Source organism: Alistipes sp. UBA1686 (assembly GCF_002320215.1).
Lineage (GTDB): Bacteria > Bacteroidota > Bacteroidia > Bacteroidales > Rikenellaceae > Alistipes > Alistipes onderdonkii.
The window spans coordinates 106,386-133,175 of sequence record NZ_DCKA01000010.1 but is presented as its reverse complement, the minus strand read 5'-3'; the positions used below and the strand labels follow the sequence as shown (position 1 = coordinate 133,175).

Here is a 26,790-nt window from a genome sequence, read left to right as displayed (position 1 = left end):
CTGGGAGCCCAGCCTGCAGTTCGAGGAAGGAATCGAAAAAACTGTCCGCTGGTACCTCCAAAACCAAAAATGGATGGATGACATAACTTCTGGCGAATACCAAGAGTACTACCAGAGCATGTATAAGGACAGGTAAAAGTGTCATATAACGGATGTAGCGTTCGGCCCGAAATGCAGGAAATAAGCTCTAACAACAAACGAATAGCCAAGAATACTGTTTCCTTGTATATTCGTATGCTTATTACGATGCTCGTCGGGTTGTATACGTCGAGGGTCGTATTGCAGACATTAGGTGTAGAGGATTTCGGAATTTACAATGTTGTCGGAGGGATTGTGACCATGTGTGTTTTTATCAGCAACACATTGTCATCGGCTTCACAGCGTTTTTTCGCATTTGAAATAGGGCGGAACGATAACGTGCAATTAAGAAAAGTATTTTCAACGACCCTATTCATATATGTCGCCTTTGTGTTGGTGATCCTGGTTTTAGCGGAAACGGTCGGATTGTGGTTTGTTGAAAATAAATTAAATATTCCGCCGGCCAGGGAGACTGCGGCACGTTTTGTATATCATTTCTCTGTATTGTCTTTCCTTGCCTCGATCATCCGTGTACCTTACAATGCGTTGATAATTGCTCGGGAAAGGATGGGTTTTTACGCTTGGATCAGCATCGCGGAGGCAGCTTTGAAGTTATTGATCGTTTACCTGTTGGTCTGCTTCAGTTTCGACAAATTGAAATTGTATGCGTTTTTAATGTTTTTCGTAGTATTCCTAATAACCTTGATTTATGTTGTCTATTGCAGGATTAAATTCTATGAATGCCGCATGATTGCAGCCAAGGATAAATGCTTATACATTTCGCTTTTTCAATTTGCCGGCTGGAACCTGTTCGGAAGTTTGGCCAATGTGGGTTTGGATCAAGGGCTTAATATTTTATTGAATATATTTTTCGGGCCGGTCGTGAATGCCGCCCGCGGTATAGCTTTTCAGGTGAAATCCTTGGTAACTTCGTTTGCCGGTAACGTGCAGATAGCCGCGACACCACAGATAATCAAATATTATGCTGCCGGCGACCTTGAGAAAATGAAAATCCTGCTGTTCAAGAGTTCCCGCATATCGTATTATTTGTTGTTTTTGGTCGCTTTGCCGATACTTTTGGAGATGAAGTATCTACTTGCATTGTGGTTGACCGAGGTGCCGGAATACACGGTTTTGTTTGCGAGGCTAATCGTCATCAATATCCTTGTCGACTGTATGTCCGGGACGATCATTCCCGCAGTTCAGGCTACGGGTAAAATCAAGGTATACCAGATTGCTGTCGGGACGACATTATTGTTGGCGGTTCCCTTGTCCTATTTATTCCTTAAACTTGGGTTTCCGCCGGAGATAACGATGATCATTGCAATATTTTTAAGTGGAATATGCCTGTTTATAAGGTTGATTATCATAAGAAATTTATTCGATATCAAAATAGCCGAATATACGAAAGGAGTAATTTTTTATAATATAGCGATTTCAGGTGTTTCATGTATACTTCCTTTGGTGCTGTGTTATTTTGGCCCACAGACATTTGCCAATTTAATTCTTGTCTCGGTCATTTCTTTGATTTCAACAGTTTCAACCATATACTTTATCGGATTGAAACGCGAAGAACGCCGCATGCTGACAAAAATAATAACAGAAAAAATTAAAATATCAGCAATATGGAACTAAAGAAAATACCTCTTGTTGTTAAGTTGTATAATTACTATAAAACCATAAGGTATAATCAGAATCTGGTGATAAAGGAAGTTTTCAATTATAATAAATCCAGATTCTATAAATATTCAGGGGCGTTTAGGGATTCTAAAGGCAAGGATTTGGCTTATCTTACCTGGTTTTATCATCAGATCGACAAAGGATTGGCTATGCACGATATGCGGTTAGGATTCGGACAGGAAAAGATCGTATCGTTGAATGAAACGATCGATTCGTATATCTGTAAGTATGGTGATAAAGACACGCAATTATTGGATGCGATTGCAGTATTGTTTTTGTATGACGATGTGCATAAAAAAGCGGGTTTCCAATTGCCTGCGCATATTCAAAAAATTATCGACGATAAAAAGGGAAAATATCCGTCTATTCCAGTTTTGGAACAGGATTTTTCAACTCCAGCCGGATATTATGCCTGCATAAATTCAAATTTCAAAGATTTTTCCGCGTCAAGGCATTCCATAAGGGATTTTGCCGGAGAAATCCCAGTCGCCCGAATCGTAGATGCTATTGATATCGCCAAAAATGCCCCTTCCGCATGTAATCGACAACCTTCGCGTGTTCATGTGGTTGTTGATAAAAATCTTATCGCTCAGTGTCTGTCGTTGCAAAACGGAAATCGGGGCTTCGGAAATTTGGTAAACAAGCTGCTGGTTGTAACGGGGGATCTCTCTTCTGTTTTGGGTGCTCAGGAGTTTTTCGATCTCAATACCAATGTCGGGATATTTATTATGAACTTGAGCTATGCGTTACATTATAATAAGGTTGCTCATTGTATTTTAAATTGGTATGTATTGCCCAAAGAAGATAAAAAACTGAGGAAACTTCTACAAATTCCTGATGAGGAATCCGTGGTCTGCTTTATTGCTTGCGGCGACCTGCCAGAAAGGTTTAAAATCGTGTCATCCCCACGGATAACAGCCAAAGATATCTACACCATTCACTGAAGCCCGATAATCTGATATGAAGATTGCTGTCATTTCGTCCTATGCATATATCGTTTCCAATGTCAATTACGGGGCATTATTGCAATACTATGCGCTTCAGGAATATTTGAAGGAGCGGGGGCACCATCCTTATTGGATCCGCTATGTTATCCGTTTGTCTTTAAAACAGAGACTGAAGAAAATAGTCAAGTCTGTCGTTTTCTGCCGAGCGGAATACAAGAAAAAAATACAGTTGCGGTCTTTTCTGGATTTCGCCGACCGTTATTTGGCATTAAGCGACAAAATATATGTTGGGGAAGCCGCGATAAATAGCGATCCCCCTGCCGCGGATTACTACATCACGGGCAGCGATCAGGTTTGGGCCGGTACGCTTTCCGCCAATTTTCTGACATTTGTCGGAGACGATACGAGGAAAATTGCTTACGCTGTAAGTTTCGGGAGGGATGAACTTCAGGCGGAGCATGCCAATACCATAAGGCCGTGGATCGGTAAATTCGACAAAATATCGGTTCGTGAAAAATCGGGTATCGACATTTGTTATAACCTGTGCCGGAAAAGCGCTGTACATGTTCCTGATCCGACCCTGCTTATCGACAAGGAAAAGTATCCTGCCGCAGATTTCGGGCTGGCAGATTATATTTTCTGTTATTTCATAAATCTGAATATCGGAAATTCAGTCCGGCTGGATGACCTTATCAGCTATGCGCAGTCTGTAAATAAAGAATTTTTCATCTCGGCAGCCACAGGTAGTGAAAAGCATATTCCATCGGATTATTTGGTATATCCCTCGCCTGAGGAGTGGTTGGGGTATTATAAACATGCCGGGGCGATTGTGACAAACACATTCCACGGCACTTTGTTTTCGATAATCTTCGAACGTCCGTTCCTGTGCATATTGCAGAATGGCGATTCGTCGAGGCAAAATTGCCGTATTTTATCCTTGCTCTCTTCATTAGGTCTTCAGGACAGAATCCTCGATCCGTCCGACAGTATTGCTGCAAAGATGCATACATCGATAGATTGGGCTGAGGTAAAACGAAAAATCGCAGATCTACGTTTGAATACGGATGCCTTTTTAGGTTCTTTCGACTTATAATGCTTTTCCATTCATGCTACAATTACCGGATTTATGACCCAGAACAACCTTTTTATTTATTCACTATACGGATTGAGGAGTATTTGCCGTAAGTTGGGAATCGTGAAAGTTGCGGACAATTCTCAATTTTATGGATATGTCGAACTGTTCGACCAGCAGGCAAATGATTTTATATATAAAACATTAATAGAAGGGAAGCCCTGTATGATCTCGAAGTTCGGGACAACCGAACTTAATGCGGTGGTAACCGACCTTGTTACATCCCGGCCGCTTTCATGGGCTGTGTTAAAAAAGTTTTTCCAAGGGGAATTGTCATTGTCCCGGATGCAATCCATCCTTCAATTGCAGAAATTATCGGGTTTTTTCCCTGTTTTGTCGGATTACGGCCGGAAGTTCTGTGAACGGGTCGTGGATGATATTCCAGAGATTGATATTCTTGGGTCTTATATTGAAAATGAAAAATATGTATCCCAATATCTGCATTGCAAGCGTGTAAATCTGAATGGATATTATGCGCCTTTTCTCTGTAAAAATCCCTGGACGAAATACTTAGAAGGGAAAAAAGTTTTGGTTGTCCATCCTTTTGTAGATTCGATTAAATCCCAGTATGAGAATAACCGCCAGCGCTTGTTCGATGATCCGGACGTACTTCCGGAATTCAAGGAGTTGATTCTTGTAAAAGCCGTGCAGTCCATTGTAGGTACAAAGACGATTTATAAGGATTGGTTTGAAGCCCTGAAACATATGGAAGATGAAATTTCGCGGCTCGACTTCGATGTCGCACTGATCGGTTGCGGAGCTTACGGGATGCCGCTTGCCGCCCACGTGAAGCGGATGGGCAAACAGGCCGTTCATTTGGCCGGGTGGACCCAAATGCTGTTCGGGGTATACGGTAACCGTTGGATACAGGATCAACCGGCCTGTAGAAAATTTATAAACGACTATTGGATCAGGCCGCTGGAATCGGAGAGGCCCAAAGGAGCCGAAAAGGTCGAAGGCGGATGTTATTGGTAAAAAATAAGCGGATGTATTCATGATCTACTTCGTTATTGGTTTTTATCTGCTATTTTTGGCTTTTAAGTACGACGTATACGGAAGCAAAAACGAATCGGCAAAAAAATTTCATTATTACTTTGCCCTTATCATACTTATCCTTTTGGCGGGACTCCGCTATAGGATCGGAGGTGATACGTGTCGGTACATGGATTTATATGGGGCTGATCTGGGTTACGAAGCAGAGTTGGGTGGCCGGTTCCAGCCATTGTGGCGATTGTTGACCAATGCATTGTATTCGATATCTCCGGATTTTACATTGTTTCAATTTGTCCACGCCATTTTTTTAAATACTGTCATTTTTTCTTTTTTTAGGAAATATTCTCCGTGGGTATTCGTCTGCATATTCCTTTATTTCATAAAGCCTTATCTGTATTTGAATACCGAAACTATCCGGCAATCGCTTGCCATCGCTATATTTCTATTGTCTGTACAGGCATGTATTAAGAGAAAATGGGGGCTGTATTATTTATACGTACTTATCGCATTCTTATTCCATTCCGGAGCGATATTATTAGCAATAGTTCCGTTCCTATTCGGTCGGAGAATCAATGCTAAAAATATTACATGGGTTTGTGTCTTTGTAATAGTTATGGGTTTGTTTAATTATTGGGCGCCAAGAACCGGAATACTTTTTATTGACAACCTTTTGCAGCAAGGTGTGAAATACAACGAGAATTGGAACGATTTTTCGATATTGGCCCGTATAAGGATCCTTACCGTACAATTATTAGTCCCGATAGCTATTTATATGTCGGGGCGCCGATGGTTGTTCAGGGAGAGCCCGTTATCTGGCTTTTTTCTCTTTATCCTGTTGGTGATGGCGGTCTCCGCATGTTTGCCGCAGTATTTCAGATTTTACGATTTCGTTGTTATATTTGCCATTACCGTCTGTTCTGAAATATTTTCGAGGCTCCGGGCTCTCAAGAGGGTGTATATCCCCGTGTGGATGACACTCATGGTACTGTATCAGATCGGGTTTTACCAATCGGCTGAATATATGGGATACCATTTTTATAACAGGTATTATCCGTACTATTCCGTATTGAACCCTCAGTTGTCGCCTGAGCGGGAGGCCATTATGTACAGCGAAAACAACAAATGGATGTATTATAATTATAACTAATAGCCCCGTCCTGTTTGAATAATGGGAGGATAGTGAATTCTTGAATGACATGGATGTATCCATTATCATAGTTAACTATAATACATTGGGACTGACGTCGGATTGCATCGATAGCATTGCCGATAAAACCTTGGGGCTCGAATATGAGATCATATTGGTGGATAATGCGTCGACGGATGGCAGTAAAGAGGTTTTTTCACAGGATGCGCGCATCAGATATATCTATAGCGATCAAAATTTGGGATTCGGCCGGGCGAATAATCTTGGCATCCGGGAGGCAAGAGGGCGTTATCTTTTTTTTCTGAATTCGGATACGATCCTGCTCAATAATGCCGTGAAATATTTTTTCGATTTCTGTGAAAAGAATCCGGAGCATAAAATCGGCGCGTTAGGAGCTATCCTCAAAGACAGGAACCTACGGAATATACATTCGTATGGGCGGTTTATAACGCCGCTGGGCGAGATCGTAGAAGTGCTGGGTAAGTATTTCCGGTTTCTGAAAAAACGCAACCATCTCTGTCCGGCATCGGTTCAACAGCCTAAACCAGTTGATTATATTACCGGTGCCGATCTGTTTGTTCCCCGGACGGTTTATGACGAATTGGGGGCGTTTGATCCTGCATTTTTCATGTATTGCGAGGAGGTTGACTGGCAATTCCGGATGTCGAAAGCCGGTTATGAGAGGCTTATTATAGACGGGCCTGAGATAATACATCTCGAAGGAGGAAGCGATCCTTCGAATACAAGGTCATGGTCTTTCAATCGCATTGAAAATATTTTCCGCAGTAAGTTATTATACATCAGGAAACACTATAATTATTCCCTTTTCTGGTCTTATAAATTATGCAATGCCGTGTTGTGGTTTCCGCTCCTGTTAATGCGAAAAGACGCTCCGGAAAAACGTAAAAAGTTATTGAAAGTTTTATTTTTTTAGTATTGATATGGATAAATATAAGAGAGCTGAATATAATTTTAAATTTAGTCGATATATAAAAATACTTTGTTTTAGATTTTGTGGCGTTTTCCCTATGTCACGTTTTCTTCGAGCCAAAATATATAGACGGTTGGGGGTTTCGATAGAGAAAGGCGTAGTTAGGATTGGTAAAATCTCTATAGACACTATTCATCCTGAAGATATTTTTATAGGTAAAGGAACTGCAATTACGGATGGATGTATTCTGCTTTCTCATTATTACGATGTCTGGAATTTGAAAGAGCATGCCTATTATCGGGGAGAAATCCATATCGGAAGGAATGTATATATCGGAAGCAATTCCGTGTTTACCAAACCGGTTACGGTCGGCGACGGAGCTGTCATTGGGGCCGGATCCGTTGTAAATAAGGATATTCCGCCCTATCAGGTTTGGGCTGGTGTCCCCGTCCGGTTTATCTGCAACAGGTATCGAGACGAATCAGAAATTCCTGTCGATACGGATGATTTCAAACCGAGGTAATCTGAGCGATAACTTGTATCTTTTTCTCCATTTTCCATCAATGTATCTTTTCCATATTTATGAAAATATACCTTGTCGATTATATCGGGATGCATTGCGGGATGCATTATTACAACGATGCATTTTGCCGGGTTCTGAGTGCAATTCCGGGACTGGATATTTCCGTTCTGTCGAATTATGCAGATAAAAACACTAATAAGCCTTTTTTCTTGCACCAATACAAGGGGTGTAAACTCCGTAAAATATGTTGTCTGCTGTGGAACTATTTGATGTTGTTGGGTTTTGTCTTGCGTAACAGAAAGTCCTGTTTCATTTATCTGACTTATGGGAACTCCATTGATCTGCCTTTTATGTATATCGTCTCCCTTGCCGGGAAAAGCATAATCGACATTCATGAAGCGATTGCGCAAAACGTAGATGACAATGCCGATTTGAAGCGACGTTTCAAAAAAATATACTCCGAGCGGATCAAGAGTGTCATCGTACATTCCCAGCGGACGAACGATTTGCTGGATGAGTACGGGTACGGAGGAGTCCGGCTGTTTGTACCGCATTTCAAATATTGTTTCTCGAAAAAATACGATATTCGCCGTGTCGGAGCAGATATCGTTTCCTCAGTTGCAGAAGATAAGGTAAATATCCTGTTTTTCGGGAATATCACCTATGACAAAGGTGTTGACATTCTAATATCAGCGGTCAATATGCTGGAGCCGAAGCTTCGCAGCAAGGCGAACATCATTATTGCTGGAAAGGATTTCGACGGGACTGTATACCGGGTGCACCCTTTGGACAAAGCTGCATTTAAGATTATACTCAGGCATATCGGGGACGACGAACTGGTATATCTTTACAAACATACCGATTATGTGGCGTTGCCGTATCGTAAAACATCGCAGAGCGGAATCCTTGAAATGGCATTTTATTTCCGTAAACCGATCCTTGCGAGCGACGTCCCTTATTTCAATAAAATGCTGACTGAATTCCCGAGTTTCGGCATCCTGTCTGACAAGGATGTCCCGGCATATGCCGCGACACTTGCTTCGGTTATAGGGCAGCATTCCTCTGCGGCTTTTTTTCTGGACGAAGATTATTTTCGGTATACTAACCGGATTGAAATAAAGGTGTTTAAGCAGCAATTCGATGCGTGGATAAAACGGTAATATGAAAAAGGTCGCGATTATCGGAACTGTCGGTGTGCCGGCGAAATACGGAGGTTTTGAAACCCTTGTGGAAAACCTGATTGGGGAGTGTTGTTCTGAAGATGTGGATTATACTGTTTTTTGCAGTGGCAAAGTTTATCCGACCAGATTGAAAACGTATAAAAATGCCCGGCTCAAATACGTGCCGTTGTATGCAAATGGTATACAAAGCATTCTGTATGATATTTGGTCGTTGATTCGCACCATTGGCTGGGGGTATGACGTTGTGCTTATCTTAGGCGTTTCCGGGTGTATGTTCTTGCCATTGTACCGGTTGTTTTTCCGTAAAAAGATTGTCGTCAATATTGATGGCCTGGAACATAAGCGGGACAAATGGGGTAAGTGGGCGCGCAGGTTTCTCCTCTTGTCCGAACGGATCGCGGTCAAGTATGCCGATGACGTAGTTGCGGACAACAAAGTAATCCAGGATTATGTCACAGAAACTTACCATAAACCGTCGATTCTGATCGCCTATGGCGGGGATCATGCCGTGGTTCCAGTCAACCCTCTCCGACAACACGAAATCCTCGAACGCTTCGGGGTTGAGGCGAAAGCATATGCCTGCACGATTTGCCGTATCGAACCGGAAAATAATTGTCATCTGATTCTGGAGGCATTTTCAAAAACCGATATCCCGCTTGTGTTTATCGGCAATTGGAACGTAGGTGTGTATGGCCGGGAGCTGAAAACCGAATACGGAAAATTCAGTAATATTCATATTGTCGATCCGGTCTATGACAAGGAACAACTCTTTGTGCTGCGGAAACAATGCTTGTTTTATATTCACGGACATAGTGCTGGCGGAACTAATCCGTCGCTTGTGGAGGCTATGTTTTGCGATGCTCCGATTCTGGCGTTCGATGTGGGATATAACCGGGAGACGACTGGTCACAAAGCTCGTTACTGGAGCACTCCGGAAGAATTAGTGGCTTTTGCCGCCGGGTGTTCGCACGATTGTGCTTCCGACAACCTAAAATGGTTGGCTAATAAATATTATACATGGCAAAGAGTTGTCGGCCAATATGAGGCGCTTTACTGAAATCCCGTTGCCGGGAGGAATCCATGATATGTTATGACGATGAAATCTTCCGACCGGATATTGCTGCAACTGCTTTCTGCCGCGATAAATGCACAGAATCCGACCCTCGATAGGGCATTGTCCGATTCGGAGTGGAACCTGGTATATGGACAGGCGGCAAAGCAGGGCGTTCTGGCTGTGATGTGGGAAAGTGTCCGGCGGTTGCCGCAGGATTTGCAGCCGTCGCGGAGTTTGAAACTGCAATGGGCGTATGGGGCGGAGCAGATTGTTTCTAGGTCAAAGAGGCAGATGCAGGAAGCAGCCCGTTTCGCGACTCTCTGCGCCGATGCCGGATGCCGGTTGATCCTGCTTAAAGGAATCGGATTGTCCCGCTATTACCCCGTCCCGTTACAGCGCGAATGCGGTGATATAGATATTCTTTTGCCGGAAGGATTCGAGATCGGGAACGAGATCGCGAAGTCGCATGGGATGACGATTTCCGGCCTGGATTACAAACATAACCATATCTATTCGAATGGTATCATGTTCGAAAATCATCGTTATCTGACCTCGTTCAAGGGAAAGAACGATATCAGACGCTTGGAGAAAATACTGCAGAATGCTATAAAAGAGGGGAATTTTGCACCGTTCGGCGATGCCGGGTTTTATGCGTTGTCTCCTACGGCCAACGCTCTGTATATTACCTACCATAGCTTCTTTCATTTCTTGATCGAGGGGATAACTCTGCGCCATTTGCTCGATTGGGCTTTGTTTGTCAAGGCTGAACAGGACACGATAGACTGGATCCGTTTTTATAGTATTTGCGACGATCTGGGTTTCTCGCGGTTTGCGAATACGTTGAATGCCATTGCCGCCGATGTCTGGGGAATTTTTTTGGCAAATCCGGGTATGTCGTTTGACCGCTGTTTATTGGACAGGGTGTTGGACGATGTGTTGGCCCAAAGGAGGCACGTCAGCGGATTGCCCCTCTATAAAAGGCGGCCGTTATTGATCTGTAATATGTTGTCGTCGCGGTGGAAATACAAGCAACTATACGGACGCAGTTTTTTCGGGGAGATGGCACGATCGGTATTTGGTGTTTTATTCGATCGTTCCCCTGAATCGGAGTAAGTTGCCGTTGACCCATATTCATCGGATAATCGGAATATGAAGTATTTGCTCATCTGGGCGGTATTCCTCGTCCTGTTCTATATTTTCCTGCGGTGGGTTATCCGCCAGACGCCGGTCACGGAGGACGACGGCCGGGAAGTGCGGCGTATCTCTCGCCTTTTGGATCGCCTTAATGAAAAGTGGAGCCCGAATCGAAAATAATCAAGGGGCTGTCTAAAACTTGTTAGACAGCCCCTTTCGATTGTCAGGCCCGACACCCGTATGCGTGTTTTGCGGCGGCCATGTTTGCGATAATGCTTGCCTCGTTTCGGTCGTGACGGTCGCGCGAGCAGGCTTTTCTGCGACAATGCGATGATTGGGGTCTTCTCTCTTGTGCCGCATTCCCGGCGTCAGGCATATCGTCTAGTTTTAAGGAAAGAGCTGGAGATACTTTTTATGGTGCAATTTATTATCTTTGCGTGTCATTTCTGATAGATAAAACAGTTGGATTTTTAGATAATACGCCCTTAATGCTATAATAAGTTATGTCAATGACAATTTCCCCCCCCCATGAAATAAAGAGATCATACCCTTTTGTCGATTTGACAAAATACATTGCTGCAGTAATGGTTATTATGATTCATACGAATCCTCTGGGAGCTGCACAAGATTCATGGCTTTATACTTTCACATATACAATATTGAGGAATGCTCTTCCTTTCTTTTTTGTGTCGAGTTCTTATTTCTTTTTCAAGAAACGGAATTGGAGTAAATACATAAAAAGATTATTCATATTGTATTTCTCTTGGTTTGTTTTGCTTTTCGTGTATGTGATTTATATAAAATTTTATAGTGCGCCAGGGCCTTGGGAGATGAAGTTATTATCTTTTTGTAAAGATTTGATATGGAATGGGGCGCTTCCTGGTGCATGGTATGTGTTTGCGAGTCTCCATTCCGTTGTGTTGTTATATTTTTTGTCTTTGAAATTGAAATTCAATAACACGGCCCTGATCGTTGTCGGGGTGTGTTTGTATTGTGTCAGTTTATTGAATTCTACATATTATGGTTTTGCGGCAGACAATGAATGCCTTATGGTTATGAACCAAGTTTTAAGCATTGTTATGCCATCACCTGCCCATTCGTTCTTTTCTGCCTTTATTTTCTTTGTTATCGGTAAAATCATTGCTGAAAATCAGCATCGAGCGAAACTTCGTTATTATGTTATTGGTTTGATCGGTTTCGGAATATTGGAGTTTGTGGAAACGGGACTTTTATATCATTTTAATTCGATAAAAGAAAATGATTATTATTTTATGCTCATTCCGTTTGCATATTGCTTTTTCCAACTTTGTTTAATTGCCAAAGTCAATATAGATTCCAAACGTACATCTTATATGAGAAAATGTTCTATAATATGTTACTTTTCTCAGTTCCCGATTATTTTTATGTGCGGCGTTCTTACCAAATACCTGCCGTTTGGGATTGATTTTGCCAATTTTGTAATTACTATCGTCGCGGCTAATATTCTGAGCTATATGATTATAAGATATTCAGATTGTTATGCTGTTTTGAAAAACTTGTATTGACCGGGAATATATTGTTTGTGAGGTAAATGTTAGTTTCTGCGCCTGTACTTTTGAAATGTTTTTGATGAGGGCTTTTCATTGAAGAAATAACCCTTCTGCCGCCGTTTCTCCTCCTGCGTTCGGGCGACGTAGACTTTTTCATGTGTATAGGGGTTCTCCCCGGTGTAGAACATCACCGACGAAAGGGTCATCGGCGTCGGGGTGAGATCCTGTACCTGTTCGAGATTGAAATGGAGCTTGCCGAGCACTTTTGCCGACAGCGAGCGCATGTCGCGTTCGGTGCAGCCCGGGTGTGACGAGATAAAGTAAGGGATCAGCTGGTAGGGCAGTCCCTCGCGGCGGCAGATATGCTGGAAATCGGCGTTCAATTGCTCGAAAAGTGCGAACGGAGGCTTGCGCATCAGTTTCAGCACGGCGTCTTCGGTGTGTTCGGGGGCGACCTTCAGACGTCCCGAGGTGTGGTGTTTCATGACCGTGGCGAGGTAAGGGCTGTCGTCGAACAGGTCGTAACGGATGCCGCTGCCGACAAAGGCCTTTTTGATGCCCTTCACGGCTCGGATCTTTTCGTACAAAGCCAACAGCGGCCGGTGGTCGTTGTCCAGGTTTGGGCACATCTTCGGGTGCAGGCACGACGGACGGCGGCACCTGCGGCACAATTCCTTGTCGCGCCCGCCCATGCGGTACATGTTGGCCGACGGCGCACCGACGTCCGAGAGGTAACCCCTGAAGCCGGGCATCGAGGCGATTCGCCGCACCTCGTCGAGGATCGAGCGCTCGCTGCGCGAGTTGATGAATTTGCCCTGGTGAGCCGATATGGTGCAGAACGAACAGCCGCCGAAGCATCCCCGGTGGATGTTGACCGAGTGCTTGATCATCTCCCACGCCGGGATATCCCCTTTGCCGTTATAACGCGGGTGCGGGGCCCGTTCGTAAGGCAGGTCGAACGAGTGGTCGAGCTCTTCGGTCGTGAGCGTCGTATTGGGCGGCGTGACGACCACGTAGCGGTCGCCGACGGCCTCGACCAGCGTCGCTGTCGGTTCCATCAGGTTGCTCTGGGTCTCGATGACCGTGAAATTCTCCCCGAAAGCCCGTTTGTCGCGCGCGCACTCCTCGTAGGAGTGCAGCCGGATCGTCTCCGCCGGATCGAGCCGCTCCACATAATCTTTGCCGGCCATGAACGCCACTTGCCGCAGTTTGCGCAGCAACTTGGCATTGTATCCGTTGCGCAGTGCCCGGGCGACCTGCTGTACGACCCGTTCGCCCATGCCGTAGATCAATAGATCGGCGCCGCTTTCGGCCAGCACCGAAGGTTTGAGCGAGTCGCTCCAGTAGTCATAGTGCGTCAGCCGCCGCAGCGAGGCTTCGATTCCCCCGACCACTACCGGGACGTGCGGGAACAGCCGCTTGAGTATCTGCGTATAGGTCGTCACGGCATAGTCGGGGCGGAACCCCGCTTTGCCGCCGGGCGTGTAGGCGTCGTTGCTCCTGAGGCGGATGTTGGCCGTATAGTGGTTGACCATCGAATCCATCGACCCGGCCGTGATGCCGAAGAAGAGCTTCGGCGTGCCCAACTTGGTGAAGTCGCGCAGGTCGTCCCGCCAGTTGGGTTGCGGCACGATGGCCACGCGGTAGCCTTCGGCTTCGAGCAGGCGGCCGATCACTGCCGCGCCGAATGCCGGATGGTCGATGTAGGCGTCGCCCGAAAAGAGGATGACGTCCAACTGCTCCCACCCGCGTGCGCGGACTTCCTTTATCGTGGTCGGTAAAAACAAGGTGCGGTGAGTTTTTTTATTTTGTCCCGGAGTAATTCCGGTCTGTATCCATGTGTTTGCAGGGGGCGGACTGGCGTTTTATGCCTGCTTTTCGGGGCGTTTGCCGTTTTGGGAAGCCGCAGGTGCGGCCCTCCGTATTGCCGTAAGTCAGTCCGCTGCCGTGCCGTTTATCCGTTATCCGTCTCTTTCGATGCCGCTGCGTAGGTTTCCCATTTTTCGAGCAGCGCACGGAAATCGGAGGGCAGTTCGCTCTCGAAATACACCGTTTCGCGGGTCATCGGGTGTACGAACCCGAGTGACCGCGCGTGCAGTGCATGGCGGGGCAGTATGGCGAAGCAGTTTTCGACGAATTGCCTGTATTTCGAGAAGGTCGTGCCTTTCAGGATGCGGTCGCCGCCATAGCGTTCGTCGTTGAAGAGCGGATGCCCCTGCCATGACATGTGGACGCGTATCTGGTGCGTGCGGCCCGTTTCGAGCCGGCATTCGACCAGCGTCACATAGCCGTAACGCTTCAGCACCCGCCAGTGGGTCACGGCGTGCTTGCCGTCCGATCCGTCTTCGAATACGAACATCTTCTGCCGGTCGCGGGGGCTGCGGCCGATGTTGCCCGTGATCGTCCCCTCGTCCTGGTCGAAATTGCCCCACACGAGTGCCACGTAACGGCGCTGGATCGTATGGTCGAAGAACTGCTTGGCCAGCCGTGCGTGCGCCTGTTCGTTCTTGGCCACCACGAGCAGCCCCGACGTGTTCTTGTCGATGCGGTGCACCAGCCCGGCGCGCATGTCGCCCTCCTGGAACAGGGGCAGGTTGCGCAGGTGGTACGTGAGTGCGTTTACGAGCGTACCGCTGTAATTTCCGTGCCCGGGATGCACCACCAGCCCGGCGGGCTTGTTGACGATCAGCAGGTCGTCGTCCTCGTAGGGAATTTCGAGCGGGATATCTTCGGGGATGATCTCCACTTCGCGCCGCGGGTAGGGCATCACGATCTGGATACGGTCGAGCGGCTTGACCTTGTAGCTCGATTTCGCGGGCTTGCCGTTCACGAGGATGTTGCCGCAGTCGGCAGCCGCCTGGATACGGTTGCGCGAGCATTTCTCCATGCGTACGGTCAGGAACTTGTCCAGCCGCAGCGGGGTTTGCCCCTTGTCGGCTACGACCGCAAAGTGCTCATACAGCCCGGCTCCCTCGCCGTCCTCTTCCGTGGCTTCCGATCCCTGGTCGAGTTCGGGATCCTCCTCTATGTAGCGTTCGTCGGCCATCAGTCGAAAAATCCTTCGTCGTTTCCGGCTGCTGCAGGCTCGTCTGCCGGCTGTTCCTCTGCGGTGCCTGCCGCCGCCCGTTCGAACTCCGCCTGAGCCAGCGAATCCGCATGTTCGCGTTCGGATTGCAGACGCTCCTCGGCCGCCTCCTTCGCCTGTTTTTCGGCTATGGCGCGATGTTGGGCGAGTTTCTTCTCGTCGAGCGTCAGCCTGAGGTCGACGCGCGAGCCCAGACCGGCGCTCCGCTCGGCCGTGGGATGCTGGATATAGACACGGGCATCCTTCTGGTTCAGGAGGTTGATCCCTTCGTCGAAATCCACCTTGCCGACGTTGAGCCCCAGTTCCCACAGGCGGCCCTTGGCCTCCTTGAGCGGGAACCCGACCAGGCGCGGTACGACCGTCGTGCCGTAGCCGCCTTCGACGCCCACATAGAGCGTCACGCCCGAGCCCAGCTCGGCCTCGATCTTGCTCGTCGCCGCTACGGGGCGGCCGTCGCAGTATTCGTCCAGTACGTAGTTGGTCGCCATGTCGGCGCGGTAGACCAGCTCGTCGATCTCCAGCCCCGCGATCTCCAGCATGTTCTTGGCCTGCCGCAGCGAACGCCCCGCCACATAGGGCACGGGCACCATCTTCTGGCGGAAGGAGTTGATCGTGATGTAGACCGTACGGCCGGGCTTGACCTCCACGCCCCCTTCGGGCAGCTGGTCGAGGACGATGCCCCCTTCGTAAGCCGGCACGAACAGCGAGTCGTTGATGTGCAGCTTGAGGTCGTACTTGCGGGCCATGCGCTGTGCCTGGTCGAGCTTCACGCCCGAAAAGTCGGGCACCGTGCGGCGGGCGCCGTGGCGCGTGCCGACCTGCATGACGATATGGGCCGCGACGGCCATCGCCAGGATGATCGCCCCGATCAGTACGAGGTTGTATGCCAGTCGGTTTTGCCGGAGCCGTTTCCAGTAATATGCCAGTTTCTCCATTGCGGGGTAGGGTTATATTTCGTTATAGAAGGTGTCGCGTTCCACGGCGCGGTAGCCGGCCGCCCGGACGATGCGGTGCATGTCGCCGATGCTCATCGAAGGCTTCCGGTCTTCGGCCCCGGCCATCGAGTAGATCCTCGTCGTGTCGTCGATCGTGCCGTCGATGTCGTCGGCGCCGAACGCCAATGCCAGTTCGGTCGTTGCCTTGCCGTACATCACCCAGTAAGCCTTGATGTGGGGTATGTTGTCCAGGTAGATCCGGCTCATGGCCAGCATCCGCAGGTCTTCGATCACCGACACTTCGCCGATTTCGGACATCGGGTTGCCGAAATTGCGGTATTTGAGCGGGATGAAGGCGTTGAACCCGCCTGTGAGGTCTTGCAGTTCCCTGAGGCGCCGCAGGTGGTTGATGCGGTGGCGGAGTTCCTCGACATGCCCGTAGAGGATCGTGGCGTTGGTCGGGATGCCGAGCCGGTGTGCCGCCTCGTGTACTCCGAGCCATTCGGCCGTCGAGCCCTTCTCGGGGCATATCCGCTGCCGGATCCGCTCGTCGAATATCTCCGCCCCTCCGCCCGGTATGGCGTCCATCCCGGCCTGCTTGAGCTGCCGCAACCCTTCCTCCGTCGTCAGTCCCGCCTTGCGGATCATGTATGACAGTTCGATCGCCGTAAATGCCTTGACGGCCGCCCCGGGCAATATGGCTTTCACGCGGCGGATCATGTCGGTGTAGTAATCCAGCCCGTGGTCGGGGTGTACCCCGCCTACGATATGCACTTCGGTGATGCCTTTCCCCTGCCGTTCGCGGGCGATTTGTTCGATTTCGTCCATCGTATAGTCCCACGCTTCGGGGTCGCCCGCCGGACGCCGGTAGGAGCAGAACCGGCAGTTGAAGACGCAGCGGTTCGTCGGCTCGATGTGGAAATTGCGGTTGTAATAAACCTTGTCGCCGCTTACGCGCTGTTTGGCTGCGGTTGCCAGTTCGCCCAGCAGCCACAGCGGGGCCTCGCGCCAGAGCCGTGCGGCTTCGGCGTCGTCGATGCGCTCTGCGCGGCGCACTTTGGCGGCTATGTCGTCGATGTGTCGCATGTTATTTCGGGGCTTTCCGGTAGAGGTAGATGGCGATGAACAGGTAGATGATATTGGGTAGCCATACGGCCAGCCCGGGCGGCAGGGTGCCGCTCTTGGCGAACTCCTCGAAGAAGCGGTTGAAGAGGATGTACGAGAAACAGAGCCCCGTGCCGATGCCGATATGGAGTCCCGTTCCGCCCCGCACCTTGCGCGAGGAGAGCGAGACGCCGATCAGCGTCAGGATGAAGGTCGAGAGCGGATAGGCGAAGCGGGCGTGCTTCTCTACCTCGATGATGTTGATCGAATCTGAACCCTTGGCGCGCTGCTGGTCGAGGAACTCGTTCAGTTCCGTAATGTTCATGGTCTGTATCAGGTCGTTGATCTCGCCCAGCTCGGCCACTTCGAGGTTGATGAGCGTGTCGAGGTTGCGGAACTGCTCGAATTTCTCGATGCCCAGCGAGTCGAATTCGCGCTTGGTGTAGCGCGGTGCCGTCCAGCGTTTGGTCTCGGGGTTGAATTTCACGTCGGCCGCTTCGAGCGAGCGGGTCATCGTGCCGCTGTAATACTCCTCCAGCGCGAGGAACGACGCCTGCTGCGAACCGTCGTTGTAACCGCGGATGTAGGCGAACGTCCCCGGCTCGATCTGCCGGTAGATGTGGCGGTTGAACTTGGCGTTCTGCTTGCGTTTTATGTACTGCGACTCGAAATTGACGATGTGCCGCTGCGAAATGGGTATCAGCCAGAGGTTCAGCGTCAGCGAAAGGCTGCCGATGATCAGCGCCCCGAGGAAATAGGGCCACATCAGGCGGCGGAACGACATGCCGCCCGAGAGCATGGCGACGATCTCGGTCTGGTAGGCCATCTTCGAGGTGAAGAAGATGCAGGCGATGAAGGTGAACAGTCCGCTGAACTGGTTGATGAAGAACGGGATGAAATTCAGGTAGTAGTCGAAGATCACCTCGTTGAGCGGGGCGTGCAGTTCCGTGAAGTCGTCGATCTTCTCCACGTAGTCGAACAGTACGACCACGACGATAATCATCGCGATGGCGAAGAAGTAGGTCGCGAGGAATTTCCCCAGTATGTAGCGGTCTAAGATCTTAAACCCCGGAAAACGCAGCTTCATCTTTTCGGTTGTCAATATTTTTCGAATGCGATCCATTCGGTTTGATCCGGATCGTCGATCGCAGGCCGTGCGAACCTGTACAACTCTCCGCAGCCGTGGATAACGGCCGTATTGCCTTCGAACCGGATAAACGACCAGTAGATGCCGTCCTCGTCGAAGACACACTGGTCGGGACTGAATTTCGTGTTGTCAATTTTCAGCGGTTCGGCGCTCTCGGCGCGGTTGTCGGGGGCCATGTAGGCGGTGTGCTCCCGCGAGTTGTCCATCATACGGACGTTCTGTGCGAAAAGTCCGCCGTGGTCGTTAAACCGCAGGCGGGCGGCTCGGCAATAGACGAATCCCGGCTCGATATTGAACGTATAACTGTGCCGGTTGGTTCCCGCTTGGAAGCTGACGGTTCCGTTTTCGCAGTGGCATCTCGTGCCCAAGCACCATTGCTGGATGCAGGAGCCGATCTCCAACGGCGAGGCTTTCAGCATCTCGTAGGGTGCGACGACCTCAAAGTTTTCCACTTTTTCGAGCATTCGTTCCCGACCGTCTACCACGATACGCAGCCGTCCGTCGGGCTGCACGGTTCCCAAATCGGCGGATTGTCGTGCTTCTCCGGGTGTCCAGATATACTGCATGAGCACCGTGTCGGGCGTGAATACGGTTTTACCCAATAACACGGTGTCCGTGGCGTCCGTGAGTTGCAGGAGGGAGGTTGTTATGCTGTCATTGCGCTCGAATAGCAGCGCGAAGCGTTTTGAACGGAACAGTTCGCAGTCCTTATCAGCCCAAACCCCAACCGCAGGAGATGCCGCCGCCGGTTTGTTCTCCGAACAGGACGGGCTGGCCAGCAAGACCCACAACCCGAACAGGATGACTTGAATTGATCTTTTCATAATCTTTTTTTCGTTTGGTTGTTTGATAAAAGCCTTTTACAGTCTGCGCATCAGTTTGCCGACCATCGCCTCCTTCCACGGCTTGAAATCCCCGGCCGCGATGTGCTGGCGGGCCATCGTCACCAGCCGCAGGTAGAAGGCGATGTTGTGCAGCGAGGCGATCTGCGCCGCCAGCATTTCGCCGCATTTCACCAGGTGGTGCAGGTAGGCTTTCGTATAGAGCGTGTCGACGAACGCCGTGCCCTCGGGGTCGATCGGCGAGAAGTCGTCCTCCCATTTCTTGTTGCGGATGTTGATGACGCCTTCGGCCGTGAACAGCTGCCCGTTGCGGCCGTTGCGCGTCGGCATCACGCAGTCGAACATGTCCACGCCGCGCTCGATCCCTTCGAGGATGTTCACCGGCGTGCCCACGCCCATTAAATAACGGGGACGGTCTTCGGGCAGTATGGCGTTGACCACTTCGATCATCTCGTACATTACCTCGGTCGGTTCGCCGACCGCCAGTCCGCCGATGGCATACCCGTCGGCGCCGTACTGTTGCACGTTTTCGGCCGCATGCGCCCGGAGGTCGGGGTAGGTGCATCCCTGTACGATGGGGAACAGCGCCTGGTAGTGGCCGTATTTGGGTTCGGTCTGATGGTAACGGTCGAAGCAGCGATCCAGCCATCGCTCGGTCAGCGCCAGCGATTTGGCCGCGTATTCGCGCGGGGCGTCGCCCGGGGGGCATTCGTCGAAAGCCATCATGATGTCGGCGCCGATCGTGCGCTCGGTGTCCACGACGCTTTCGGGGGTGAAGAGGTGTTTCGAACCGTCGATATGCGATCGGAAATGGCATCCCTCCTCCTTGAGCTTGCGGCAAGCTGCGAGCGAGAAGACCTGGAAGCCGCCGCTGTCGGTGAGCATCGGCCCTTCCCAGGTCGAGAAACGGTGTACGCCCCCCGCCTTTTCGATGATCTCCATGCCGGGGCGCATGTAGAGGTGGTAGGTGTTCGCCAGGATGATCTGCGCCCGGGCCTCGTCGCGCACGTCGCGGTGGAAAATGCCTTTGACCGTGGCGGCTGTACCCACAGGCATGAAAATCGGGGTGCGGATGACGCCGTGGTCTGTCGCCAGTTCGCCCGCGCGGGCTTTGGACGCCGGATCCTTATGCTGTAATGTAAACTTCATGCTCATATATTCGGCAAAAATACATAAAATAATCTGATTTGGGAATTCTGAATTCTGAATTGTTTTGTACCTTTGCACATATTTCGCCTGTATGCAATTTTTCGATACTATTCTGACATGCTACGGCTGGGAAGGCATTGCCCTCGCAGGGGCCGTGCTCGCCATGTTCGGCGTGCAGTTGTACTACTATATTTTCGTTTACGGCCGTATCCCCGGCTACAAGAATAACCGCCGCCCGGCCGTGCTGGAGGCCGATCCCCAGGTGTCGGTCGTTATCCCGCTCTTCTCGGAGGACTATTCGTTCGTCGAGGAGCGGCTGCCGCTGATCCTGGCGCAGAACTACCCCGATTTCGAGGTGGTGATCGTCTACGTCGGCCACGATTCCGATTTCTACGAGGAGCTAGTGCGGCTGAAACAGTCGTTCCCCCAAATCGTGACGACCAAGATTCACCTCGATCCCCGCTTTCCCATCTCGCGCAAGATGGCGCTCAACGTGGGCATCAAGTCGGCGCACTACGAGTGCATGGTCTTCACTTCGACCGATGCCGTCCCCCAGACCGACCGCTGGCTGGCATTGATGGCCAAGGGCTTTACGCGGGGCGAGATCGTTGTGGGTTACTGCGGCGTGGAGCGCAGGAAAGGCTTTGCGAACTACATGATGCGCGCTTGGCGCATGATGCACTCCGCCGACTGGATCGCCCGTGCCGTGCGCCGAAACCCTTACCGGGGAACGCTCCACAACATCGGGTTTACGAAGAACATCTATTTCGGCTCCAAGGGGTTCAGCCATCTCAACATGAATATCGGCGAGGACGACCTCTACATGCAGAAGGTCATGACGCACGATAATGTGAGCGTGATTCTCTCGCCGCGTGCGACGTTGCGCGAGAAAATGTGGGGCGGTATGCGCTGGTGGATGGGGCAGTTGCGTTATTACGGTTCGGCATTCGCGTTCTATCCGCAGCAGGTGAAGAATTACATCCAGTGGGAACTGGGGTCGCGGGCGCTTTTTTTCATCACGGCCGCCTGTGCGCTGGCGGTGATGCCGTTCGAATACAAGATCGCGGCCCTCGTGCTGGTGCTGGGTCGCTACCTGCTCGTGGCGATTCAGGTGCGACGCATCGCACGCCGCCTGGGAGAGGCGGGCATGGCCGGCCGTTATTTTGTTTACGACCTGCTCAGTCCGCTGTGGGCGTTCCTGCTCGGGGTGCTGCTGCTGCGACGAGATGACCGCGTATGGAGATAGCCGACTATATCGTCGCCGAAGACCGGCGCCTGGTGGAACTCGTGCTCGAAGGCGACGACAGGGCCTTCGAATACCTGTTCAACCGTTACCGCGATGCGATCCACCGTCTTTTCGTACAGCGGCTGGGGGGTGTCAACGATGCCGACGACCTGCTGCAGGAGACGTTTATCAAGGTCTACATCAACCTGCACCGTTACAGTACCGCCTATACCTTCGGGCAGTGGGTTTACACCATCGCCCGCAATACGTTCATCGACTTCGTGCGGCGCCGCCAGGACGACCTGTCGATCGACGAACGTTTCTCCTCGCCTCCGTCGACGACTCCGACGCCCGAAGAGAGCGTCATCAGCATGCAGCAGCGGACGCAGATCGAGCATTACCTCGAACGCCTCGCCCCGCGCTACCGGACGCTGATCGTCATGCGGTTCTTCGACGAATACTCTTACGAAGAGATCGCCGCCAACCTCAAATTGCCGCTCGGCACCGTCAAGACGCAGATACACCGTGCCCGCGAACAGATGTGCCGCCTGATAACCGAAGGCGAGAAAAACTGACCCCCCCCCGGAAAAACCGATCCGCATGGAACTTATCGACAAATATTTCCCCGGCCTGACGGAATTGCAGCGGCAGCAGTTCTCCGCCCTGTACGGCCTTTACGCCGACTGGAACGCCAAGATCAACGTCGTCTCGCGCAAGGATTTCGACCAGCTCTACCTGCGCCATGTGCTGCATTCGCTCGCCATTGCCAAGGTCTGTACGTTCGATGCCGGTGCCCGTATCCTCGACGTGGGGTGCGGCGGCGGCTTTCCTTCGGTACCGCTGGCGATTCTCTTTCCCGAGGCGCATTTCACCGCCGCCGATTCCATCCGCAAGAAGATCACGGTCGTCGGGGGCGTCGCCGCCGGGCTCGGGCTGCGGAACCTCGATCCCCGCTGCGTGCGGGTCGAGACGCTGCAGGAACGCTACGATTATGTCGTTTCGCGTGCCGTCACGGCAATGCCGGAGTTCGTCGGATGGATCTGGGCGAAAATCGGGAAGGGACAGAAAGGCTCGCTTCCGAACGGCATCCTCTACCTCAAGGGCGGCGACCTGGCCGAAGAACTGGCGCAGACCGGTATGCGCTGGTATATCTACGATATTCCGCGGTTCTTCGGAGAGGAGTTCTTTGAGACCAAGAAAGTGGTCTATATCCCTAAAAAATAAATCTGTATGGCAGGCGGCGCGCTCTTTCCCGGGTGGCTGTTGTGGTCGCTGCCCGCGATGTTCCTGCTCCACGATGCCGAGGAGGTGCTCTTTCTTCCGCCGTGGCTTCGCCGCAACCGGGAGTTGCTGGTGCGGCGTTTTCCGCAGCTCGCCCGCCGCATGCTCCTGCATTTCGACGGGATCTCCCCCCCCCCTTGCGGTTTGCCGCCATGGCTGCCGAAGAACTGGTTTTGCTGGTGGCGGTAACGGCCTGTGCGGCCCTTGCCGGCTGTTATTATCCGTGGCTGGCCCTGTTCCTTGCGTTCGGGATGCACCTGCTGATCCATCTCGGGCAGTGGGCTGCCGTGGGACGCTATGTCCCCGTCATTGCGACGTCGCTGCCGTGCCTGGCCTGCTGTGGCCGGGGACTGTGCATCATGATAAACTCCCGGGCCTTTTCGCTCCGGGAGTTCGTGTTATGCGGGATGGCGGGATGTGCCGTCGCCGCGGTCAATCTCTGGCTCGTGCATCGTCTGGCGGCGCCGCCAGACGATGCATGAGCCCAGGTGATTACTTTCCCTGTTTGGGCTGCTGTCTGTCGAGGATCGTTTGCAGGTCGGCCATGAATTTGTCGGGCTTGGCCGCCCCCTGTATGCGCCCCAGCAGTTCGCCCTGCGTGTCGAAGACCAGGTAGAGCGGGATCGCCCCGCTTCCGTAGCGTTTGAGCAGTTCCTTGCCCGTGGTTTTGTCCACGTCGTATTTGGCGGCCACGAAATGCCGTTCCATGAAATCCCCCACGTCCTTGCGTGAGAAAACCTCCCGTTCCATCGTGCGGCAGGGCGGACACCACGTGGCGTAGAGGTCGATGAAGACCAGTTTCCCGGTTTTGACCGCCATCTCCCGGACGGCGTCGGTCGATTTTGTTTCGAATTTTACCTGTGCCTGTGCGGCGCCCGCTGCGAGTGCCAGCATCAGTATGAAGATCAGTTTTTTCATGCGGATTCGTTTTCCGTATAACGTGCAAGAACCGTGCGCTATTGCCCGCCTTCGAGCGCCGAGGTGCTCAGCAACCCGCAGGCCGCCTGGATGTCCTCCCCGCGCGAAGCCCGGATCGTGGTTTGTATGCCCTTGGCCGTCAGCGTGTCGCGCAAACGCACCATGGCTGCGTCGTCCGGCGAGAAATAGGGTGACCCGGGGATTTTATGGAACCGGATCAGGTTGATGCGGCACTTGATGCCGTCCAGCAGGCGGCACAGTTCGCGGATATGCCGCGGCGAGTCGTTCAGCCCGCTCATGACGATGTATTCGAACGATACGCGGCGCTGGTGCGTGAAGTCGTATCGGCGCAGGATTGCCGCGACCTCGGCGACCGGCCATGCCCGTTCGACGGGCATGATGGCTGCCCGCTCCTCGTGGAAGGGGTTGTGCAGGCTCACGGCCAGGTGCACCTTCGTGCTGTCGAGCAACCGCCGCAACTCGGGGACGACGCCTGCCGTGGAGAGCGTGATGCGCGTGGGCGACCAGCCGAAGCCCCACTCCGCCGTGAGGATGTCGAGCGCCCTGAGCACGTTGTCCGTATTGTCCAGCGGTTCGCCCATGCCCATGAAAACTACGTTCGTCAGCGTGTCGCGTTCGGGCAGGGAGACGATCTGGTTGAGGATTTCGGCCGCCGTAAGCGAGTGTTGCAGCCCCTGCCGCCCCGTGGCGCAGAATTTACACCCCATGCGGCACCCGGCCTGCGACGAGACGCAGAGCGTGGCCCTGTCGCCGTCGGGAATATAGGCCGATTCGATGTAGGCTCCCTGTTGTGTGCGGAAGAGGTATTTCTTCGTGCCATCGGCCGATTCGGTGACCCGTTCGGGCGGGGCCAGCACCTGCCGGAACCGTTCGGCCAGCAGGGTGCGCCGGGCGGCCGGGATGTCGGTCATCAGCATCGGGTCTTCGATGTGCTTCGCATAGAGCCAGCGGGCGAGCTGTCGTGCCGCGAAACGCGGCAGACCTGTCTCGGCGCAGAGGGCGGCGAGCTCCGCAGGGTTTTTCCCGTATAGTGGTTCCGAAACGGCCATTTATCAATCTCCGATGTGATCTTTTACCCCGCAAAAGTAGGCAAAAAATAAAGATTTTCGTGCCGAATGGCGCATTTTTGAATTTTTATCCATATATTTGTGGTGCATAGCATGCCTATGTGCGATTTATCATTGCCGAACAATTAAATTTAAAATAAATGGAAATCAAGAAATCACCCAAAGCAGACCTTCAGAACAAGCGGGGTCTTTTGCTTGAAATCGGACTTGTCGTAGCCCTTATCCTGGTTATTGCGGCTTTTGCCTACACACCGAAGGAGTACCGGATCGAAAAGCCGGACTTGAACTACGGCCCGGTCGAAGAAGAAATTACCGAGATTACCCGTCAGGATCAGAAGCCGCCCGAACCTCCCAAGAAGGTCGAGGTGAAGGTGATCGCCGACCTGTTGCAGGTGGTGACCAACGACACGAAGATCACGACCGAGGTGGACTTTGCCGAATTCGACGAGAACACCGAGGTGATCCAGCAGGTCGACGTGGTCGAGGAGACCATCGAGGACGACCAGCCGTTCCTGATCGCCGAGACGATGCCTTCGTTCCAGGGAGGTGACCTTAATACCTTCCGTACGTGGGTTCAGCAGAACGTCAAGTTCCCGCAGATCGCCCTCGAAAACGGCATCCAGGGCCGTGTGGTTCTTTCGTTCGTGATCGAGAAGGACGGACGCCTGACCAACATCCAGGTGTTGCAGACGCCCGACCGGTCGCTTTCCGAAGAGGCCATCCGCGTGCTGAACAAGTCGCCGAAGTGGAGCCCCGGCAAGCAGCGTAACCAGGTTGTACGTGTAAAGTACACCCTGCCCGTTGACTTCCGCGTGCAGAACTAAGCCGGGACGGTGAGGGGATTCCGGCGGCAGCGACCCGGAATCCCGACGATACATACGCTGCACTGGATTCGCGTACTAACCACCTAATTCTGATTGATATGGAGATTAAAAAATCATTCAAGGCAGATCTTAGGAATAAGAGAGGCCTTTTATTGGAGATCGGTTTGGTCGTGGCATTGTCCCTGGTCATTGTCGCATTTACCTATACGCCGGACGAGTACAGGATCCAGAAAGTCGCAGTGAATGTTATGCCCGTCGATGTCGATATTGTCCCGGTCACGACCGACCTGCCCAAACAGAAACCCCAGAAGGTCGAGGTAAAGGCCCTTTCCCAGTTGATTGAGGTCATTCCCAATCACCGGTTCGTGCAGACAGATCTCACGTTCGAGGAGTTCGATCCGGATGCGATTGTCGAAATTGTGCCGCCGGCCAAGGACGAGGATTTCGCGGACGACACGATTTTCATTACCGCCGAGACGATGCCATCGTTTCAGGACGGAGACCTCAATACGTTCCGGACGTGGGTGATGCAGAACGTCAAGTTCCCGCAGCTCGCCCTCGAAAACCAGATTCAGGGTCGTGTCGTTCTTTCGTTTGTAATTGACAAGGACGGTCGCCTGACCAATATCGAGGTGTTGCAGTCGCCCGACCGGTCGCTTGCCGAAGAAGCCATCCGCGTGCTCAACAAGTCGCCGAAATGGAGTCCCGGCAAGCAGCGTAACCAGGCTGTGCGTGTCAAATACACGCTCCCGGTCGATTTTCGCGTACAGAACTGACCGGACGTATGTGGTTTGAGTTGAGAATGTTCTGCATGACAATTTAATGAACAGGGTATCCGCCGAAAGCAGGATACCCTTTTTGTA

Annotated in this window: 28 protein-coding genes and 1 pseudogene; 20 read left to right on the top strand and 9 right to left on the bottom strand. The window is 51.6% G+C overall.

Going from position 1 to position 26,790, the window contains the following annotated elements; all coding sequences use genetic code 11:
• The 13 genes and pseudogenes from B3C38_RS03750 to B3C38_RS03695 form a co-directional block, all read left to right on the top strand.
• A pseudogene (locus B3C38_RS03750) lies at positions 1 to 136 on the top strand (dTDP-glucose 4,6-dehydratase); the annotation flags it as partial.
• A gap of 98 nt (positions 137 to 234) precedes the next feature.
• Positions 235 to 1,713, top strand: coding sequence for a lipopolysaccharide biosynthesis protein (locus B3C38_RS03745; protein ID WP_237957994.1), 1,479 nt, complete (start codon positions 235 to 237; stop codon positions 1,711 to 1,713).
• Entirely contained in the window at positions 1,704 to 2,702 is a 999-nt protein-coding gene (locus tag B3C38_RS03740) for a nitroreductase family protein (RefSeq protein ID WP_286725465.1), read from the top strand. Before B3C38_RS03745 ends, B3C38_RS03740 begins: the two co-directional genes overlap by 10 nt.
• A gap of 16 nt (positions 2,703 to 2,718) precedes the next feature.
• Complete coding sequence (locus B3C38_RS03735; RefSeq protein WP_286725463.1) at positions 2,719 to 3,798, top strand: polysaccharide pyruvyl transferase family protein; 1,080 nt, start codon at positions 2,719 to 2,721, stop codon at positions 3,796 to 3,798.
• Between the two features lie 33 nt (positions 3,799 to 3,831).
• Positions 3,832 to 4,812, top strand: coding sequence for a hypothetical protein (locus tag B3C38_RS03730; protein WP_286725461.1), 981 nt, complete (start codon positions 3,832 to 3,834; stop codon positions 4,810 to 4,812).
• A gap of 19 nt (positions 4,813 to 4,831) precedes the next feature.
• Positions 4,832 to 5,977: an EpsG family protein gene (locus B3C38_RS12595; RefSeq protein ID WP_414630898.1), complete on the top strand. Its 1,146-nt coding sequence runs from the start codon at positions 4,832 to 4,834 to the stop codon at positions 5,975 to 5,977.
• Between the two features lie 49 nt (positions 5,978 to 6,026).
• Complete coding sequence (locus B3C38_RS03725; protein ID WP_286725459.1) at positions 6,027 to 6,911, top strand: glycosyltransferase family 2 protein; 885 nt, start codon at positions 6,027 to 6,029, stop codon at positions 6,909 to 6,911.
• Between the two features lie 7 nt (positions 6,912 to 6,918).
• On the top strand, positions 6,919 to 7,431 hold the full coding sequence (locus tag B3C38_RS03720; RefSeq protein ID WP_286725457.1) for an acyltransferase: 513 nt from the start codon (positions 6,919 to 6,921) through the stop codon (positions 7,429 to 7,431).
• 59 nt (positions 7,432 to 7,490) lie between these two features.
• Positions 7,491 to 8,591: a glycosyltransferase gene (locus tag B3C38_RS03715; protein ID WP_286725454.1), complete on the top strand. Its 1,101-nt coding sequence runs from the start codon at positions 7,491 to 7,493 to the stop codon at positions 8,589 to 8,591.
• Between the two features lies 1 nt (position 8,592).
• Positions 8,593 to 9,669: a DUF1972 domain-containing protein gene (locus B3C38_RS03710; RefSeq protein WP_117507892.1), complete on the top strand. Its 1,077-nt coding sequence runs from the start codon at positions 8,593 to 8,595 to the stop codon at positions 9,667 to 9,669.
• Between the two features lie 39 nt (positions 9,670 to 9,708).
• Positions 9,709 to 10,779 carry a nucleotidyltransferase domain-containing protein gene (locus B3C38_RS03705; protein ID WP_286725452.1) on the top strand — a complete coding sequence of 357 codons (1,071 nt, stop codon included), beginning with the start codon at positions 9,709 to 9,711 and terminating at the stop codon, positions 10,777 to 10,779.
• A 36-nt stretch (positions 10,780 to 10,815) separates the two neighbouring features.
• Complete coding sequence (locus tag B3C38_RS03700; protein WP_286725450.1) at positions 10,816 to 10,980, top strand: hypothetical protein; 165 nt, start codon at positions 10,816 to 10,818, stop codon at positions 10,978 to 10,980.
• Positions 10,981 to 11,303: 323 nt separating this feature from the next.
• Positions 11,304 to 12,344: an acyltransferase family protein gene (locus B3C38_RS03695; protein ID WP_286725449.1), complete on the top strand. Its 1,041-nt coding sequence runs from the start codon at positions 11,304 to 11,306 to the stop codon at positions 12,342 to 12,344.
• A 29-nt stretch (positions 12,345 to 12,373) separates the two neighbouring features.
• Here B3C38_RS03695 and B3C38_RS03690 read toward each other — a convergent pair whose 3' ends face one another.
• From B3C38_RS03690 to tgt, 7 genes are all read right to left on the bottom strand, one after another.
• Positions 12,374 to 14,116, bottom strand: a complete 1,743-nt coding sequence (locus B3C38_RS03690; protein ID WP_286725448.1) for a YgiQ family radical SAM protein — start codon at positions 14,114 to 14,116, stop codon at positions 12,374 to 12,376.
• Between the two features lie 167 nt (positions 14,117 to 14,283).
• On the bottom strand, positions 14,284 to 15,375 hold the full coding sequence (locus tag B3C38_RS03685) for an RluA family pseudouridine synthase (protein WP_286725447.1): 1,092 nt from the start codon (positions 15,373 to 15,375) through the stop codon (positions 14,284 to 14,286).
• Positions 15,375 to 16,349, bottom strand: a complete 975-nt coding sequence (locus B3C38_RS03680) for a PASTA domain-containing protein (RefSeq protein ID WP_055210165.1) — start codon at positions 16,347 to 16,349, stop codon at positions 15,375 to 15,377. Before B3C38_RS03680 ends, B3C38_RS03685 begins: the two co-directional genes overlap by 1 nt.
• 12 nt (positions 16,350 to 16,361) lie before the next feature.
• Positions 16,362 to 17,435, bottom strand: coding sequence for an aminofutalosine synthase MqnE (mqnE, locus tag B3C38_RS03675; protein ID WP_055202091.1), 1,074 nt, complete (start codon positions 17,433 to 17,435; stop codon positions 16,362 to 16,364).
• A 1-nt stretch (position 17,436) separates the two neighbouring features.
• Complete coding sequence (locus tag B3C38_RS03670; protein WP_055202093.1) at positions 17,437 to 18,540, bottom strand: LptF/LptG family permease; 1,104 nt, start codon at positions 18,538 to 18,540, stop codon at positions 17,437 to 17,439.
• Positions 18,541 to 18,551: 11 nt separating this feature from the next.
• Entirely contained in the window at positions 18,552 to 19,424 is an 873-nt protein-coding gene (locus tag B3C38_RS03665) for a hypothetical protein (RefSeq protein WP_286725441.1), read from the bottom strand.
• A 36-nt stretch (positions 19,425 to 19,460) separates the two neighbouring features.
• On the bottom strand, positions 19,461 to 20,591 hold the full coding sequence (gene tgt / locus B3C38_RS03660; protein ID WP_286725440.1) for a tRNA guanosine(34) transglycosylase Tgt: 1,131 nt from the start codon (positions 20,589 to 20,591) through the stop codon (positions 19,461 to 19,463).
• Positions 20,592 to 20,682: 91 nt separating this feature from the next.
• On the opposite strand from tgt, the gene B3C38_RS03655 reads away from it, so the two are divergent.
• From B3C38_RS03655 to B3C38_RS03635, 5 genes are read left to right on the top strand one after another with little or no spacing between them, the layout of a single operon-like run.
• Entirely contained in the window at positions 20,683 to 21,837 is a 1,155-nt protein-coding gene (locus B3C38_RS03655) for a glycosyltransferase (RefSeq protein WP_286725439.1), read from the top strand.
• The gene (locus tag B3C38_RS03650; RefSeq protein ID WP_055202095.1) at positions 21,828 to 22,391 is read left to right on the top strand and encodes an RNA polymerase sigma factor; all 564 of its coding nucleotides are present in this window, start codon (positions 21,828 to 21,830) and stop codon (positions 22,389 to 22,391) included. Before B3C38_RS03655 ends, B3C38_RS03650 begins: the two co-directional genes overlap by 10 nt.
• A gap of 25 nt (positions 22,392 to 22,416) precedes the next feature.
• Positions 22,417 to 23,040: a 16S rRNA (guanine(527)-N(7))-methyltransferase RsmG gene (locus B3C38_RS03645; protein ID WP_286725435.1), complete on the top strand. Its 624-nt coding sequence runs from the start codon at positions 22,417 to 22,419 to the stop codon at positions 23,038 to 23,040.
• A gap of 6 nt (positions 23,041 to 23,046) precedes the next feature.
• Positions 23,047 to 23,286: an HXXEE domain-containing protein gene (locus B3C38_RS03640; RefSeq protein WP_286725433.1), complete on the top strand. Its 240-nt coding sequence runs from the start codon at positions 23,047 to 23,049 to the stop codon at positions 23,284 to 23,286.
• Positions 23,250 to 23,579, top strand: coding sequence for an HXXEE domain-containing protein (locus tag B3C38_RS03635; RefSeq protein WP_286725431.1), 330 nt, complete (start codon positions 23,250 to 23,252; stop codon positions 23,577 to 23,579). Before B3C38_RS03640 ends, B3C38_RS03635 begins: the two co-directional genes overlap by 37 nt.
• Before the next feature lie 10 nt (positions 23,580 to 23,589).
• On the opposite strand, the gene B3C38_RS03630 is transcribed toward B3C38_RS03635, so the two are convergent.
• Positions 23,590 to 24,015 carry a thioredoxin fold domain-containing protein gene (locus B3C38_RS03630; protein ID WP_286725428.1) on the bottom strand — a complete coding sequence of 142 codons (426 nt, stop codon included), beginning with the start codon at positions 24,013 to 24,015 and terminating at the stop codon, positions 23,590 to 23,592.
• Positions 24,016 to 24,053: 38 nt separating this feature from the next.
• Positions 24,054 to 25,085: a 23S rRNA (adenine(2503)-C(2))-methyltransferase RlmN gene (gene rlmN, locus B3C38_RS03625; protein WP_286725427.1), complete on the bottom strand. Its 1,032-nt coding sequence runs from the start codon at positions 25,083 to 25,085 to the stop codon at positions 24,054 to 24,056.
• Positions 25,086 to 25,243: 158 nt separating this feature from the next.
• On the opposite strand from rlmN, the gene B3C38_RS03620 reads away from it, so the two are divergent.
• Both B3C38_RS03620 and B3C38_RS03615 read left to right on the top strand, forming a co-directional pair.
• Positions 25,244 to 25,927: an energy transducer TonB gene (locus tag B3C38_RS03620; protein WP_018697007.1), complete on the top strand. Its 684-nt coding sequence runs from the start codon at positions 25,244 to 25,246 to the stop codon at positions 25,925 to 25,927.
• Between the two features lie 98 nt (positions 25,928 to 26,025).
• Positions 26,026 to 26,703, top strand: coding sequence for an energy transducer TonB (locus B3C38_RS03615; protein WP_286725423.1), 678 nt, complete (start codon positions 26,026 to 26,028; stop codon positions 26,701 to 26,703).
• The last annotated feature ends 87 nt before the right edge of the window (positions 26,704 to 26,790 follow it).